This window comes from Enterobacter sp. 50588862, from assembly GCF_001462935.1.
GTDB lineage: Bacteria > Pseudomonadota > Gammaproteobacteria > Enterobacterales > Enterobacteriaceae > Enterobacter > Enterobacter bugandensis.
In genome coordinates this window covers 137,827-153,799 of sequence record NZ_LNHM01000025.1, presented here as the reverse complement: position 1 = coordinate 153,799, position 15,973 = coordinate 137,827, and the positions used below count along the sequence as shown (strand labels likewise).

Genomic DNA, 15,973 nt, shown 5'->3' with positions numbered 1-15,973 from the left:
TTAGCTCCTTTCAGAGAAACGTCTCAACGGCTTCTCGCATTTTTTTGACGTGCAGCCCGTAGACCACCTGAACGTTGTTACCTTGTTTGATAACCCCTTTCGCGCCGGTCGCCTTCAGGCGCGGCTCGTCGATGATGGCAACATCCTTCACCGTGACGCGTAAGCGGGTGTAGCAGTTATCCACAACCTCAATATTTTCCCGGCCGCCCAGGCCCACCACGATGGACTCGCCCAGCCCGTCGTTATTGCCTTTCGCCTGGTACTCCTGCTTGCTGTAGAGGCGTGTCTCCTGATCTTCATCCTCACGGCCCGGCGTTTTCATGTTGAAACGCAGGATCAGGAAGCGGAACACCACGAAGTAGAGGGCAAACATGATCAGCCCAACCACGATGTACATCGGCCAGTTGGATTTCTCGGTGCCGAGCGGCAGGTTGTAGAGAATGAAATCGATAATCCCGTTGGCGCCGATGGCATGAACGCCCAGCAGCGAGAACAGCATCATGCCAATACCGGTCAGGACCGCATGCACCACGAACAGCAGCGGGGCGACGAACAGGAAGGAGAATTCAATCGGTTCGGTCACGCCGACCAGCAGCGAGGTCAGCGCCGCCGGGATCAGAATGGCTTTCGCAACGGCTTTACGCTCCGGCTTCGCGGTCATGTACATCGCCAGCGCGGCGGCGGGCAGGCCGAACATCTTGCTGATGCCGCGCGCGTCCCACACTACCGTGCTGCTGAGCTGCTTCACGTCCGGGCAGGCCATCTCGGCGAAGTAGATATTGCGCGCCCCCTGATAAGCCGTGCCGCACACCTCCTGCGTGCCCCCCAGTTCGGTATACAGGAACGGCGTATAAACCAGATGGTGCAGGCCGGTCGGCACCAGAATGCGCTCAAGGAAACCGTAGATCGCCACCCCGAACGGGCCGGAGCCTTTAATTGCCAGCGCCAGGGCGCTAATGCCGTGCTGGGCAAACGGCCAGAGTTCGCTCATTACCACGCCGAGCAGCATAGAGACGGGCAACATGACAATGGCGACAAAACAGTGGCCGGAGTAAATCGCCATCGCGCCGTTAAACTGTACGCCGGAGTATTTGTTGTACAGATAACCGGAGAGTGCCCCGGTCAGGATCCCGGCGAAAACGCCCATCTCCAGCACCTGAACGCCCAGCACCATGCTTTGCCCCGCAGCTTTCATCTGCTCAGCAGGGGCCAGCTCGCCCTGCAGCTGCAGCGTCACGTTCATGGCGTTGATAAACACCACGAAAGTCACCAGACCAATCAGCGCCGCGTAGCCTTTATCGCGCGTCGCCAGACCAATCGGGATCCCGACGGCAAACACCAGCGCCAGGTTGACCAGCACCGACACGGCAGATTTGGCGATCAGCTGGCCGATACTCTGGATAAGCGGATGACCAAGGAACGGCAGGTATTCGGCCAGGTTACCGTTGCCCAGCACATTGCCAAAGGCGATAAACAGACCGACAATCGGTAAGATAAGTACCGGTCCGTATAATGATTTTCCGAAATTTTGTAGGGCGTTCACGGCTCGTTTCATGGCTTTCTCTCTTTTTGAACCGCGCACTCGGGGTGCGTCATGGTCATAAAACTAGCAGGCTCTGAGCGAACATATCCAGCTATCTTCTTGTTTTAAAAACAAATGACGTAAAAGGTAACATGTGACGTTATGCGTTGTGATCGCGGTTCCATCCCGGTGTAGCGGCGTGATGCCATTCTGCGAGGCGCTTTCCAGATTCTTAAATTGGACTTTTTGTATTAACGAAACTTGCGGATAATACTTATCCGGACGACGACCAACAGGCCCCCTCAGGCCAGGGACACAGGATGAAACCGTTTCGCTTAGCCGCGATCTCTCTCGCGCTGCTCACCACCTTTACGCTTGTCGGCTGTGATAACAGCGACGATAAACCTCAGGCTGCGGCTCCCGCAGCATCCACCGCATCAACACCGAAAGCCGCGGAAAAGCCCGACGCTGAAAAGCTGGCTAAAATGGCCGCCCAGAGTCAGGGAAAAGCGCTGACTCTGCTTGATGCGTCTGAGGTGCAACTGGACGGCGCCGCTACGCTGGTGCTGACCTTCTCTGTCCCGCTGGATCCGGAACAGGATTTCGCGAAGACGGTTCACGTCGTGGATAAGAAAAGCGGCAAAGTTGACGGGGCGTGGGAACTTGCGCCTAACCTGAAAGAGCTGCGCCTGCGCCATCTGGAGCCAAACCGTAATCTGGTTATCACCGTGGATCGTGGCCTGGTGGCGCTGAACAAAGCGACCTTTGGCATTGATTATGAAAAAGCCCTGACCACGCGAGATATAGAGCCGTCGGTCGGTTTCGCCAGCCGCGGCTCGCTGCTGCCGGGCAAAGTGGTGGAAGGGCTGCCGGTGATGGCGCTTAACGTCAACAATGTGGACGTCAATTTCTACCGCGTGAAGCCGGAATCGCTGGCCTCGTTTGTCAGCCAGTGGGAGTACCGCAACTCGCTGACCAACTGGGAATCTGACAATCTGCTGAAGATGGCGGAACTGGTCTATACCGGTCGTTTTGACCTCAACCCGGCGCGCAACACGCGTGAAAAACTGCTCCTGCCGCTTAAAGATATCAAGCCGCTTCAGCAGTCCGGCGTTTATATCGCCGTCATGAACCAGGCAGGGCACTACAACTACAGCAATGCCGCAACGCTCTTTACCCTGAGCGATATCGGTTTGTCTGCTCACCGCTATCATAACCGGCTGGACATTTTCACCCAGAGCCTGGAAAACGGTGCGGCGCAGTCCGGCGTCACCGTCACGCTGCTGAATGACAAAGGTCAGACGCTCGCCGAAGCCAGCAGCGACGCCGACGGCCATGCGAAGCTTGAAACAGACAAAGAAGCCGCGCTGATCCTCGCCAGCAAAGACGGCCAGACTACGCTGCTCGATCTCAAGCTCCCAGCGCTCGACCTGGCAGAGTTCGACATCGCCGGTAGCCCCGGCTTCAGCAAGCAATTCTTTATGTTTGGCCCACGCGATCTTTATCGTCCGGGTGAAACGGTGATCCTTAACGGCCTGCTGCGCGACAGCGACGGAAAACCGCTTCCCGATCAGCCCGTGAAGCTTGACGTGCTGCGCCCGGACGGCCAGGTGGCACGCACGATCGTTGTTCAGCCTGAGAACGGCCTCTACCGCTTCAACTACCCGCTGGATAGCGGCGCGCAGACCGGCATGTGGCATATTCGCGCCAATACGGGCGATAACCAGCAGCGCCTGTGGGATTTCCACGTCGAAGATTTTATGCCCGAGCGTATGGCGCTCAATCTGACGGGACAAAAAGCACCGGTTTCCCCACAGGCTGAGGTGGACTTCAACATCGTGGGCTATTACCTGTATGGCGCTCCGGCCAACGGCAATTCTCTTCAGGGCCAGCTTTTCCTGCGTCCGCTGCGTGAGGCCGTTGCTGCGCTGCCCGGCTTCCAGTTTGGTGATATTGCGGAAGAAAACCTGAGCCGCAGTCTGGATGAAGTGCAGCTTACGCTGGATGAGCAGGGGCACGGGCAGGTCACCATCGAAAGCCAGTGGAAAGAGGTACACTCGCCTCTGCAGCTGATCCTGCAGGCGAGCCTGCTGGAATCAGGCGGCCGTCCGGTGACGCGCCGCGCGGAGCAGGCTATCTGGCCGGCGGCGCAACTGCCGGGTATCCGTCCGCAGTTCGCCAGTAAGGCGGTCTACGACTACCGTACCGATACCACCGTCAACCAACCGATCGTCGACGAGAACGGTAACGCCAACTTTGACATCGTCTATGCCGATGCCAGCGGCGCGAAAAAAGCGGTATCCGGTTTGCAGGTACGCCTGATCCGTGAACGCCGCGACTATTTCTGGAACTGGTCCGAGAGCGAAGGCTGGCAGTCTCAGTTTGATCAAAAAGATCTGATTGAGGGCGAGCAGGAGCTTAGCCTTAAGGCCGATGAAACCGGCAAAGTCACCTTCCCGGTGGAGTGGGGCTCATACCGTCTGGAAGTGAAAGCGCCTGATGATGTGGTCAGCAGCGTGCGCTTCTGGGCAGGTTACAGCTGGCAGGATAACAGCGACGGCACGGGTGCGGCGCGCCCTGACCGCGTGACCCTGAAACTGGATAAACCGGCCTATCAGCCAGGCGATACCATCCAGCTGCACATTGCAGCGCCAGCCGCAGGCAAGGGCTATGCGATGATCGAGTCCAGCGAAGGGCCGCTGTGGTGGAAAGAGATCGACGTACCGGCAAACGGGCTCGATCTTTCCATTCCGGTGGATAAAGCCTGGAAACGTCACGATCTCTATCTCAGTACACTGGTGGTGCGTCCTGGCGATAAATCCAAATCCGCCACGCCGAAGCGCGCGGTTGGTCTGCTGCATCTGCCGATGGGCGACGAAAATCGCCGCCTGAACATTGCGCTGGATAACCCGCAAAAAATGCGTCCAAACCAGACGCTCTCTGTGAAGGTGAAGGCCAGCGTGAAAGAGGGGGCGGTTCCGCAGAAAGTGAACGTGCTGGTGTCGGCGGTGGACAGCGGCGTGCTGAACATTACCGATTACGTTACGCCAGATCCATGGCAAGCCTTCTTCGGCCAGAAGCGTTACGGCGCGGATATCTATGATATCTACGGCCAGGTCATTGAAGGGCAGGGCCGCATGGCCGCGCTGCGTTTCGGTGGTGACGGCGATGAACTCAAGCGCGGCGGTAAACCGCCGGTGAACCACGTCACCATTATTGCCCAGCAGGCTCAGCCGGTTACGCTGGATGCCAACGGAGAAGGCACCGTTACGCTGCCGATTGGTGATTTCAACGGCGAACTGCGTCTGATGGCGCAGGCGTGGACGGAAGATGATTTCGGCAGCAGCGAAAGCAAGGTTGTGGTGGCCGCGCCGGTTATTACCGAGCTTAATACTCCGCGCTTCCTGGCAAGTGGAGATACCTCACGGCTGACGCTGGATCTCACTAACCTGACCGACAAACCGCAATCGCTGAACGTCGCCCTGAGCGCGACAGGCAAACTGTCACTGGAAGGTGTACAGCCGCAGCCGGTTCAGTTGCCGCCGGGCGCGCGCAGTACCCTGTTTATTCCGGTGCGTGCGCTGGAGGGTTATGGCGACGGTGAGGTGACGGCACAGGTTACCGGCCTGGAGCTTCCGGGCGAAACCTTTGCCCCGCAGCAGAAAAGCTGGAAAATCGGCATTCGTCCGGCGTTCCCGGCGCAGACGGTCAATACCGGTGCCATGCTGAATCCCGGCGAGTCTTGGACCGCACCGGCGCAGCACAGCAACGGTTTCTCTCCCGCCACTCTGCAGGGACAACTGCTGCTGAGCGGCAAACCACCGCTCAACCTGGCGCGCTATATTCGTGAACTGCAGGCGTATCCGTATGGCTGCCTGGAGCAGACCACCAGCGGCCTGTTCCCGTCACTCTATACTAACGCCGCGCAGCTTACCGCGCTTGGTATAAAAGGAGATACCGATGACCAGCGCCGTGCTGCCATTGATATCGGGATCTCCCGTCTGCTGCAGATGCAGCGTGATGATGGCGGTTTTGCCTTGTGGGATAAAAACGGGCCTGAAGAGTACTGGCTGACCGCCTATGTGACTGACTTCCTGGTGCGCGCGGGCGAGCAGGGTTATAGCGTACCTGCCGATGCGGTGAACAACGCCAACAACCGACTGCTGCGCTATCTGCAGGATCCGGGCATGATGTCTATCCGCTACAGCGACGACACCCAGGCCAGCAAATTTGCCGTGCAGGCGTATGCCTCGCTGGTGCTGGCGCGTCAGCAAAAAGCCCCGCTGGGCGCGCTGCGTGAAATCTGGGATCGCCACGCTCAGGCCGCCTCCGGGCTGCCGCTGATGCAGCTGGGTATGGCGCTCAAACTGATGGGCGACGCGCCGCGCAGCCAGCAGGCGCTGGATCTGGCGCTCAAAACGCCGCGCAACGACAGCAAAACATGGATGGCCGATTACGGCAGCCCGCTTCGCGATAACGCGCTGATGCTCTCCCTTCTGGAGGAGTATAAATTGCTGCCGGATGCGCAAAATACGCTGCTGATTGCTCTTTCTGAACAGGCATTCAGCCAGCGCTGGCTATCCACCCAGGAGAGCAATGCGCTGTTCCTGGCCGGACGTTCGCTGCAAACCCTGTCAGGCGCATGGCAGGCGAAAACCTCCCTGTCTGATACCGCATCAGGCGGCGATAAGGCGCAGGTACAAAACGTAAGCGGCGACCAGCTTGGTGCGCTTCAGGTAACCAATACCGGCACGGCACCGCTGTGGGTGCGTCTGGACAGCACCGGCTATCCGGAATATGCGCCTCAGCCAAGTTCCAACGTGCTGCAGGTTGAACGTCATATCCTGGCAACGGACGGCAGCAGCAAATCGCTCTCTTCGCTGAAGAGCGGTGAGCTGGTGCTGGTCTGGCTTGAAGTGAAAGCCAGCCAGAACGTGCCGGATGCGCTGGTTGTGGATCTCCTCCCGGCTGGTCTGGAGCTGGAAAACCAGAACCTGGCGAGCAGCAGCGCAAGCCTGCAGGACAGCGGCAGCGAAGTGCAGAACCTGCTCAGCCAGATGCAGCAGGCGGACATTCAGCACATGGAGTTCCGCGACGACCGCTTTGTGGCCGCCGTGCCGGTAAACGAAGGTCAGCCGGTTACGCTGGTTTATCTGGCCCGTGCCGTAACGCCGGGCACCTACCAGGTGCCGGTTCCGATGGTGGAGTCTATGTACGTTCCGCAGTGGCGGGCAACGGGTGCGGCCAGCGGCCCGCTGATTGTTGTTCCGTAATATGTTGATAGCGCGTCTGACACGCTCCCGCTGGCTTTGGCTGGCGGGAGCGCTTCTCGTTTTAGGGGGGCTGATTGTCGCCGCCGACCGCCTGTGGCCGCTGCCTCTGAAAGAGGTTAACCCCGCACGAGTTGTGGTGGACGAGAAGGGCGCGCCGCTCTGGCGTTTTGCCGACAGCGAAGGCATCTGGCGCTACCCGGTGACCATTGAAGAGGTTTCTCCCCGTTATCTTGAGGCTCTGATCCAGTACGAAGATCGCTGGTTCTGGGAGCATCCGGGCGTAAACCCGCTCTCTGTTCTGCGCGCCGCCTGGCAGGATCTCAGCTCCGGAAGAGTGGTTTCGGGAGGAAGCACGCTTACCATGCAGGTGGCACGCCTGCTGGATCCGCATCCGCGCACCTTTGGCGGCAAAATTCGCCAGCTCTGGCGGGCGATGCAGCTGGAATGGCACCTCTCTAAGCGTGACATTCTTACGCTCTATCTCAATCGTGCTCCGTTTGGTGGCACGCTGCAGGGCGTGGGAGCAGCAAGCTGGACCTACCTTGGGAAACCCCCGTCGCAGCTGAGCTACTCCGACGCGGCGTTGCTGGCGGTACTGCCGCAGGCACCCAGCCGTCTGCGCCCGGATCGCTGGCCCGAGCGGGCCGAAGCGGCACGCAACAAAGTGCTCGATCGCATGATGATTCAGGGCGTCTGGTCAGCAAAGCAGGTGAAGGAGTCCCGTGAAGAGCCGGTATGGCTGGCTCCCCGGCAGATGCCGCAGCTGGCGCCGCTCTTTGCACGCATAATGCTCGGCAAAAGCCGCGACACAAAGATTGTCACTACGCTGGATGCCGGACTGCAACGGCAGCTGGAAGAGCTGGCGATGAACTGGAAATCCCGCCTGCCGGCACGCAGTTCGCTGGCGATGATCGTGGTCGATCATACCGACATGAAGGTGCGCGGCTGGGTCGGCTCGGTGGATATCAACGATGACACGCGTTTCAGCCATGTGGATATGGTTAACGCGATCCGATCCCCGGGCTCGGTATTGAAACCGTTTATCTACGGTATGGCGCTGGATGATGGCCTGATCCATCCCGCCTCGCTGCTTCAGGACGTGCCCAGAAAAACCGGTGATTATCGCCCGGGAAATTTTGACAGCGGGTTCCACGGGCCGGTCAGCATGAGTGAAGCGCTGGTGCGCTCGCTCAACCTGCCAGCCGTCCAGGTGCTGGAAGCCTACGGTCCCAAACGGTTTGCCGGGATGCTGAGTAACGCAGGCCTGCCGCTGATCCTGCCTGCCGGAGCGCAGCCGAATCTGTCGCTGATCCTGGGTGGCGCAGGCGCGAGGCTGGCGGATATCGCCGCCGCGTACAGCGCCTTTGCAAGGCATGGCAAGGCGGGCCGGCTGCGCTTACAGCCGGGCGACCCGCTAACTGAACGCCCGCTGTTATCGCCAGGTTCGGCGTGGATTATTCGCCGTATTCTGGCGAATGAAGCGCAGCCGCTGCCGGACAGTGCGCTGCCGCAAATTGCGCCGCTGGCGTGGAAAACGGGCACCAGCTATGGCTACCGCGATGCCTGGGCCATCGGTCTGAATGCCCGGTATGTAATAGGTATCTGGACAGGGCGACCTGACGGCACGCCGGTAGCGGGGCAGTTTGGTTTTGCCAGCGCGGTTCCGCTATTAAACCAGGTGAATAACCTGCTTCAGTCACGCTCGACAATAGACGAGGCCCGCCTGCCGCGCGATCCGCGCCCGGAAAGCGTTGGGCGGGGCGTGATCTGCTGGCCGGGCGGCCAGTCGCTGCCGGAAGGCAGTGAAAACTGTCGGCGTCGTCTTTCGACCTGGCTGCTCGAAGGGAGTGAACCACCCACGCTGCTGCTGCCGGAACAGGAAGGTATTCGCGGCATTCGTTTCCCGGTCTGGCTGGATAAAACGGGCAAGCGTGTGGCGGCAGATTGCCCTGATGCCACAGAAAAAGTTCTCGACGTCTGGCCGCTGCCGCTGGAGCCGTGGCTGCCCGCAGCGGAAAAAAGGGCTGCGCGTCTTCCTGCGAGATCGACGCTCTGCCCGCCGCTGGATAATAACAATGCAGCACCGCTTATGATTTCGGGTATCAGAGAGGGGGCTGTTATTAAGCGACTCCCTGGTGAAGGGAACGTGACGCTATCTGTTATTACGACTGGAGGAGAAGGTGGGCGCTGGTGGTTTTTAAATGGAGAACCGTTAGAAGGCCGCAATAATACTCATTCATTAAAATTATATTTGCCTGGCGAATATCAATTACTTGTAATGGATGACTCAGGACAAACGGCGACGGTGAATTTTGAATTAGACCGTTAAGTGTTACCCCCGAAGAGTTAGTTTGATAATTATCAATATTCGTTCCTGAAAAAAAACGAGAATGCGTTTTTATTTTAAGGAACGAGCAATGAAGAAAAATAAAAATCAGGGAGAGGGGCTTATTCCCGCGCTATCCCGGCGTCATTTTATTCAGGCAGGGTCGGCGCTCGCCGCCCTTCCTTTTGTAGCGACAACAGGTAAAGCACAGGCACAGAGTGCAGCGGCAACACACGCGACGCCTGAAGAAAAAGTGGTGCAAACCTGCAGCACGTTTGACTGCGGCGGCAAATGTGATATTCGCGCTCACGTCAGCGAGGGCGTAGTCACGAGAATTTCAACGCGTCCGGATAATGAACTGGATCCTCAAATGCCTGTTATGCGCGCCTGCGTTCGTGGCCGCGCTTATCGGAAATTTGTTTATCATCCCGATCGGCTTAAATATCCAATGAAACGCGTGGGTAAACGTGGTGAAGGAAAATTCGAGCGTATTAGCTGGGACGAAGCCACCACGCTTATTGCGAATCAATTAAAAAAGATTACACAAAAATACGGCGCTGCCTCACGCTATGTGCATGTGGGCACTGCGGTATCCGGCGGAACGTTTTCCGGCGATAAAATGGTTCGTCGTCTGCTCAACTTAACCGGCGGCTATCTTGAAAGCTATCACTCGGTCAGTATGGGCAACACGGCGGCAGCCACGCCGTATACCTACGGCACCGCCGCCAGCGGCAGCTCTCTGGACACGCTGCTGGATACCAAACTGGTCATTCTCTGGGGACATAACCCGACGGAAACGATCTTTGGTCACAGCAACTACTTCTATCAGAAGATGAAGCAAAACGGCACGCGCTTTATCGTTGTCGATCCGCGCTATTCCGATACGGTTTCCTCTCTTGCCGACCAGTGGATCCCGCTACTTCCCACAACAGACAACGCCCTGATGGACGCCATGATGTACACGATCGTCACGGAGAACCTGCACGATCGCGACTTCATCCAGCGCTATACCCTGGGCTTTGACGAAGCATCCATGCCGGAAGGCGTTCCGGCCAATGAATCCCTGATGGCTTATCTGAGCGGCGCAAAAGATGGCGTGGCGAAAACGCCCGAGTGGGCAGAGAAAATCACCCACGTGCCTGCGCAGACCATTCGTCAGCTGGCGCGCGACTACGCAACCACCAAACCCGCTGCGCTGATCCAGGGCTGGGGACCGCAGCGCCATAACTGCGGCGAGCGCACCGCGCGCGGCTCGACGTTACTGGCAACGCTGACGGGTAACGTTGGGGTGAAGGGCGGCTGGGCGGCAGGCTATGGCGGCTGCGCTAATCGTAAATTTGCTGCCGGGCCGGAGATGCCGGATAACCCGGTAAAAGCCAAAATATCGGTGATGAACTGGGTGCAGGCCGCCGATGATGCTTCTAAGGTAACGGCGGAAGACGGCCTGAAGGATGCAGAGAAGCTGGACAGTAATATCCGCATCCTGTTTTCGCTGGCGGGAAATTATCTGGCTAACCAGAACCCGGATCTGCATCAGGCGACGCGCGTGCTGGAAGACGAGTCGAAAATCGAGTTTATCGTGGCAAGCGATCTGTTTATGACGCCGAGCGCCCGATACGCCGATCTTCTCCTGCCGGAAACCAGCTTTATGGAACGCTGGAATATCGGCGAAACCTGGGGCACGGCAAGCTATCTGATCCTGTCGGAAAAGCTGATTGAACCTGAATTCGAACGCCGTTCAGACTACGACTGGCTGCGGGAAGTTGCTGCTAAGCTTGGCGTCGAACCTGCATTCAGCGAGGGCCGTGACGAAAAAGCGTGGATTGAGCACATCTGGGAGCAGACACGGCTCTCCATGCCAGATGAAAACCTGCCGGACTTCGCGACGCTACAAAAGACGCGCCAGCATCTTTTCAAAAGCGCGCCGTTCGTCGCTTTTGAAGACAATATTCGCGATCCGCAAAATCATCCGTTCCCGACGCCGTCCGGGAAAATTGAGATCTTCTCGAAGCGTCTGTTCGACATGCACCATCCGGAGATTCCGGCGCTGTCGCACTACGTGCCCGCCCACGAAGGGCCGGAAGACGAACTGGCGAAAACCTTCCCGCTGCAGCTGATCACCTGGAAAGGCAAAAACCGTGCTAACTCAACCCAGTACGCCAACCCGTGGCTGATTGAGGCGCAGCAGCAAAAGCTGTGGATCAACCCACAGGACGCGCAAAAGCGCGGCATTTCCCAGGGGGATACCGTGCGCATTCATAACGCGCGCGGCATTTGTGAAATTCCGGCTGAAGTCACGCCGCGCATCATTCCGGGCGTTGTTGCCATGCAGGCAGGCGCCTGGTGGCAGCCGGACGAACAGGGCGTCGATAAAGGCGGCTGCGCGAACGTGCTCAGCTCTGCCCGTATTACCGCGCTTGCGAAAGGGAATTCCCATCAAACCATGCTGGTGGAGGTAACAAAAGCATGAGTCAGTTTAAACACTATGCGCCGGTGAGCGATAAACAGCTGGGTTTCTATATTGACTCTTCCCGCTGCTCGGGCTGCAAGGCATGCCAGGTGGCGTGCAAAGATAAAAACAACCTTGAGGTCGGACGTCGTTTCCGTCGCGTATACGAAGTCAACGGCGGGAATTTCATCCCAACCGGGCAGGGCGGCGTTAGCAACAACGTTTTTGCCTACACGCTCTCTATTTCCTGTAACCACTGTGCGGACCCGATCTGCACCAAAAACTGTCCGACCACCGCAATGCACAAGCGTCCGGGCGACGGCATCGTGCGCGTCGATACGGACAAGTGCGTTGGCTGCGGCTACTGCGCGTGGTCTTGCCCTTACGGCGCGCCACAGCTCAACGAGCAGACCGGGCAGATGTCCAAATGCGATTTTTGCGTGGATCTGCAGGCAAAGGGCGAGCAGCCCGTCTGCGTGGCAACCTGTCCGCTTGAGGCGATCAAATTTGGGCCTATTGATGAACTTCGGGCGAAATACGGTGCGGTATGCGATGTGAAGGGCTTGCCTGATTCCTCGATTACAAAACCAAACCTGGTGATCAAAGCGCATCAGGGCGCAGAGAAAGAGGGGAAACGTCATGCATGAGTTACCGCTGCTGATTTTTACGCTGTTCCTGCAGGGATCGGTTGGCGTGACGCTCTGGCTGGCGTTCGGGGGGGCGCATACTACACCGCGTAGCGCGCTGCTGCCTGCCGCTGGGGCGTTTGTGCTGGCGAGCCTGGGGCTGCTCGCCTCAGCGCTGCATATGGGCTATCCGCTCAACGCCCTGAACGCGCTACGCCACGTTTCCAGTTCGTGGCTGAGCCGCGAGATTATCTTCGCCAGCCTTTACCTGGCGGCGCTTGGCCTCGCCGTGCTGCTGATGTTTTCCAATAAGCCAGGCTGGAAGCTGCTTTTGGCCGTGGCGGGTCTTGTCGGGCTGGTGGACGTGTTCTGCATGGCACAAATCTACATGCACGCGTCCGTGGTGACCTGGAAGCACATTAACACGCTGGTACTGTTTATCGGCTCGGTGGGTATCATCGGTTCAGCCTGCATGGCAGTTGGGATGCGTTCCCAGACTACCCTGCGTGCGGCGGTTGTCATTATCACGCTGGTGGTGCTTGTGCGTCTGGTGATGCAGCCCGTCTGGCTGGCAGACATCACTGCCATGGACAATACCGTGGTGACGTTCCCTCACGCACCGCTACGGATGCTCGAACAACTGCGCGCGGTACATCTGCTGAGCTGGTGCGTTTCTGTTGCGGGTCTGCTGTGCTTTGCTGCGGGCGGCTTAAGAGCGGCACGCGGCTCAATGCTGCTGGGCAGCGCCTTACTGATTGTGGGTGAGCTGATGCTGCGCTTCGTTTTCTTCAGTATTGGCTGATGGGCAGATTGACGTTTGCCCCGGCGATGGACGTGACGCATGCGTGCGTCCGTCGCCGTTTTCGCCACGCTTCCTGTTGCGCCTGCGCGGACGTTTGTCCAGCGCAGGCTTTTTCTTTTACGGAAACCGGCGTCTCGGTTGATGAAAATCGCTGTATTGAATGCGGTGACTGCCTGTTCGTCTGCCCCTCCGGGGCCATTACCGGCATCGCGCCGCGAAAGCGATTTCTGCGTGGAGATACCCTTGTTGGGCCTTTTACTGAACGCGCACCTGGGGTGAATGAGCTGCTGCTGTGGCACGCGCAACGCCAGGTTCGTTTTATCAGTATCGACGCAGAGCAATACCCTGACTGGCTGCTGGCGCTTGCCCGGCTTAATCTTGCGCTTCGTCGCCGTGGTGAAGCGGAGTGGGGGTTTAAGCTCATACCGATCGGCGAGGTGAATATCGCTCGTCGTGCGTTGATGCACGTTCCCCGCGAGGATGTAAAAGCCTGTCGCGTTTCCCCGGGGCCGCGGGAGCTGCGCAGGGCATTCTCGACATTTAGCGAGTCAGATATCGCACTCGATATTAATAAGTGCGTGCTGTGCGGTGCGTGCTGGCGAAGCTGCCCGGAAAACGCGATTCGGTTTGAGAACGCCGCGCTGGTGGTGGAGACCGGGCGCTGTACCGGCTGCGGTGGCTGTGAGGCAGTATGTCAGCACGAGGCGATAAACGTCGCAGAAACAGATGGACCGGCAAAAAACGTGGCCACTCCCGCATATAAAGCAGTTTGCCTGACGTGCCAGCGCCAGTTCTGGTCATTTACGCCTGATGAAAAGCAGTGCCCGCTCTGTTTACGCCATCAACACGGTATGCGAAATCCGGCCTGTTGCTAATCTTCGTCTCATTTTAAAAAAATGTTATGCAGAACCATAGGCAATGGCGCTATTGCTCTTTATAATCCGCGCCACACCATACTCAGGTATGCAAAACAACAGAACATTTTACAGAGGTTATCAATGGCTATTGAACGTACTTTTTCCATCATCAAACCAAACGCGGTGGCAAAAAACGTTATTGGCAGCATCTTCGCTCGCTTTGAATCAGCAGGGTTTAAGATCGTTGGCACCAAAATGCTGCACCTGACCGTTGAGCAGGCTCGCGGTTTCTACGCTGAGCACGAAGGTCGTCCATTCTTTGACGGCCTGGTGGAGTTCATGACCTCCGGTCCAATCGTGGTCTCCGTGCTGGAAGGCGAAAACGCAGTACAGCGTCACCGCGATCTGCTGGGTGCAACCAACCCGGACAACGCGCTGGCAGGTACCCTGCGCGCTGACTACGCGGACAGCTTCACCGAGAACGGCACCCACGGTTCCGACTCCGTTGAGTCTGCCGCACGCGAAATCGCGTTCTTCTTCGCTGAAGGCGAAGTGTGCCCGCGCACTCGCTAATAATTTCGTAAATGCCGCGTGCAAACGTGGCATCCCTGCGCCAGACTTTGTACAATGCAACGCCCCGGACGAGCAGATTGCTTACCGGGGCGTTTCTTTTCAACCCACCAAGGGCCACAACGTGTAACAACGAGGCCGGAAAAAATTATGTCTGAACTAGTGAATACCTCCGAAGTCGCCATTCCTGCGGTTCCCAATAAAAATGGAAAAATTAACCTGCTGGACCTGAACCGTCAGCAGATGCGCGAGTTCTTTAAAGATATGGGTGAGAAGCCCTTTCGTGCCGATCAGGTAATGAAATGGATGTACCACTACTGCAGCGACAACTTTGATGAGATGACCGACATCAACAAAGTGCTGCGCAACAAGCTCAAAGAAGTGGCCGAAATCCGCGCGCCGGAAGTGGTGGAAGAGCAGCGCTCGGCAGACGGCACCATCAAATGGGCGATTGCCGTAGGCGATCAGCGCGTTGAAACCGTCTACATCCCGGAAGACGATCGTGCCACGCTGTGCGTCTCTTCTCAGGTGGGCTGTGCGCTGGAGTGCAAATTCTGCTCTACGGCTCAGCAAGGTTTTAACCGTAACCTTCGCGTGTCTGAAATCATCGGTCAGGTCTGGCGTGCCGCGAAGATCGTGGGTGCGGCAAAAGTGACCGGCACGCGTCCGATCACCAACGTGGTAATGATGGGGATGGGCGAACCGCTGCTGAACCTGACCAACGTGGTGCCGGCGATGGAAATCATGCTGGATGACTTCGGTTTTGGCCTGTCCAAGCGCCGCGTGACGCTGTCTACCTCAGGCGTTGTGCCTGCGCTGGATAAGCTCGGCGACATGATTGACGTTGCGCTGGCTATCTCCCTGCACGCGCCAAACGATGAAATTCGTGACGAAATTGTACCGATTAACAAAAAGTACAATATCGAAACCTTCCTCGCTGCCGTGCGTCGCTACCTGGAGAAATCCAACGCAAACCAGGGCCGCGTCACCATCGAGTACGTGATGCTGGACCACGTCAACGACGGTACTGAGCACGCGCATCAGCTGGCTGAACTGCTGAAGGATACGCCATGCAAAATCAACCTGATCCCATGGAACCCGTTCCCGGGCGCGCCGTATGGCCGTAGCTCGAACAGCCGTATCGACCGTTTCTCCAAGGTGCTGATGGAGTATGGTTTCACCACCATCGTGCGTAAAACCCGCGGTGATGATATTGATGCTGCATGCGGACAGTTGGCCGGTGACGTCATTGACCGTACCAAACGTACCCTGCGTAAACGCATGCAGGGCGAGACTATTGCGGTTAAACCTGTTTGATTATTATGCATCACGGCGCATTATCTACGCTGTGATGCATAATCTGACTGAATAATCAGTCAGATTCGTGACGTTTGATTAATAATTACGGTGCGTTTCATATGAGTTTCGGGCAGTATGTAACGACGTAACAACAGTTTAGCCACGCGGGCAGAGCTGCACTGTCATCTACCGGCTGACAGTCTTATACTGTCTGTTCAAGGTTAACTGACCTGAAGTTTCGCGGTGCGG

The 15,973-nt window shown here is 57.7% G+C and carries 9 protein-coding genes; 8 read left to right on the top strand and 1 reads right to left on the bottom strand.

Features of this window, described 5'->3' with window-relative positions; genetic code table 11:
• Window positions 1-10: 10 nt before the first annotated feature.
• Window positions 11-1,555 carry a PTS transporter subunit EIIC gene (locus APT89_RS12400; protein WP_041908714.1) on the bottom strand — a complete coding sequence of 515 codons (1,545 nt, stop codon included), beginning with the start codon at window positions 1,553-1,555 and terminating at the stop codon, window positions 11-13.
• 287 nt (window positions 1,556-1,842) lie between these two features.
• Here APT89_RS12400 and APT89_RS12395 point away from each other — a divergent pair, with 287 nt between their 5' ends.
• The 8 genes from APT89_RS12395 (at window position 1,843) to APT89_RS12360 (ending at window position 15,742) form a co-directional block, all read left to right on the top strand.
• Window positions 1,843-6,795: an alpha-2-macroglobulin family protein gene (locus APT89_RS12395; RefSeq protein ID WP_060572537.1), complete on the top strand. Its 4,953-nt coding sequence runs from the start codon at window positions 1,843-1,845 to the stop codon at window positions 6,793-6,795.
• A 1-nt stretch (window position 6,796) separates the two neighbouring features.
• Window positions 6,797-9,124: a peptidoglycan glycosyltransferase PbpC gene (gene pbpC, locus APT89_RS12390; protein ID WP_060572535.1), complete on the top strand. Its 2,328-nt coding sequence runs from the start codon at window positions 6,797-6,799 to the stop codon at window positions 9,122-9,124.
• Between the two features lie 88 nt (window positions 9,125-9,212).
• Window positions 9,213-11,591 (top strand): DMSO/selenate family reductase complex A subunit, encoded by a 2,379-nt coding sequence (locus APT89_RS12385; protein ID WP_060572533.1) that lies wholly within the window; start codon window positions 9,213-9,215, stop codon window positions 11,589-11,591.
• Window positions 11,588-12,217: a DMSO/selenate family reductase complex B subunit gene (locus APT89_RS12380; RefSeq protein ID WP_003860631.1), complete on the top strand. Its 630-nt coding sequence runs from the start codon at window positions 11,588-11,590 to the stop codon at window positions 12,215-12,217. Before APT89_RS12385 ends, APT89_RS12380 begins: the two co-directional genes overlap by 4 nt.
• A complete protein-coding gene (locus tag APT89_RS12375; RefSeq protein WP_060572531.1) occupies window positions 12,210-12,998 on the top strand; it encodes a dimethyl sulfoxide reductase anchor subunit family protein in 789 nt (262 codons plus the stop codon). Before APT89_RS12380 ends, APT89_RS12375 begins: the two co-directional genes overlap by 8 nt.
• Window positions 12,998-13,873, top strand: a complete 876-nt coding sequence (locus tag APT89_RS12370) for a 4Fe-4S dicluster domain-containing protein (RefSeq protein ID WP_028014063.1) — start codon at window positions 12,998-13,000, stop codon at window positions 13,871-13,873. Before APT89_RS12375 ends, APT89_RS12370 begins: the two co-directional genes overlap by 1 nt.
• Before the next feature lie 123 nt (window positions 13,874-13,996).
• Window positions 13,997-14,428, top strand: a complete 432-nt coding sequence (gene ndk, locus APT89_RS12365) for a nucleoside-diphosphate kinase (protein ID WP_003860625.1) — start codon at window positions 13,997-13,999, stop codon at window positions 14,426-14,428.
• 147 nt (window positions 14,429-14,575) lie between these two features.
• The gene (locus APT89_RS12360) at window positions 14,576-15,742 is read left to right on the top strand and encodes a bifunctional tRNA (adenosine(37)-C2)-methyltransferase TrmG/ribosomal RNA large subunit methyltransferase RlmN (protein ID WP_060572529.1); all 1,167 of its coding nucleotides are present in this window, start codon (window positions 14,576-14,578) and stop codon (window positions 15,740-15,742) included.
• Window positions 15,743-15,973 lie beyond the last annotated feature (231 nt).

Coding starts and splice junctions, on each gene's coding strand:
- pbpC (WP_060572535.1), top strand. CDS start 6,797: ATGTTGATAGCGCGTCTGACACGCTCCCGCTGGCTTTGGCTGGCGGGA.
- APT89_RS12400 (WP_041908714.1), bottom strand. CDS start 1,555: ATGAAACGAGCCGTGAACGCCCTACAAAATTTCGGAAAATCATTATAC.
- ndk (WP_003860625.1), top strand. CDS start 13,997: ATGGCTATTGAACGTACTTTTTCCATCATCAAACCAAACGCGGTGGCA.
- APT89_RS12370 (WP_028014063.1), top strand. CDS start 12,998: ATGGGCAGATTGACGTTTGCCCCGGCGATGGACGTGACGCATGCGTGC.
- APT89_RS12360 (WP_060572529.1), top strand. CDS start 14,576: ATGTCTGAACTAGTGAATACCTCCGAAGTCGCCATTCCTGCGGTTCCC.
- APT89_RS12380 (WP_003860631.1), top strand. CDS start 11,588: ATGAGTCAGTTTAAACACTATGCGCCGGTGAGCGATAAACAGCTGGGT.
- APT89_RS12375 (WP_060572531.1), top strand. CDS start 12,210: ATGCATGAGTTACCGCTGCTGATTTTTACGCTGTTCCTGCAGGGATCG.
- APT89_RS12385 (WP_060572533.1), top strand. CDS start 9,213: ATGAAGAAAAATAAAAATCAGGGAGAGGGGCTTATTCCCGCGCTATCC.
- APT89_RS12395 (WP_060572537.1), top strand. CDS start 1,843: ATGAAACCGTTTCGCTTAGCCGCGATCTCTCTCGCGCTGCTCACCACC.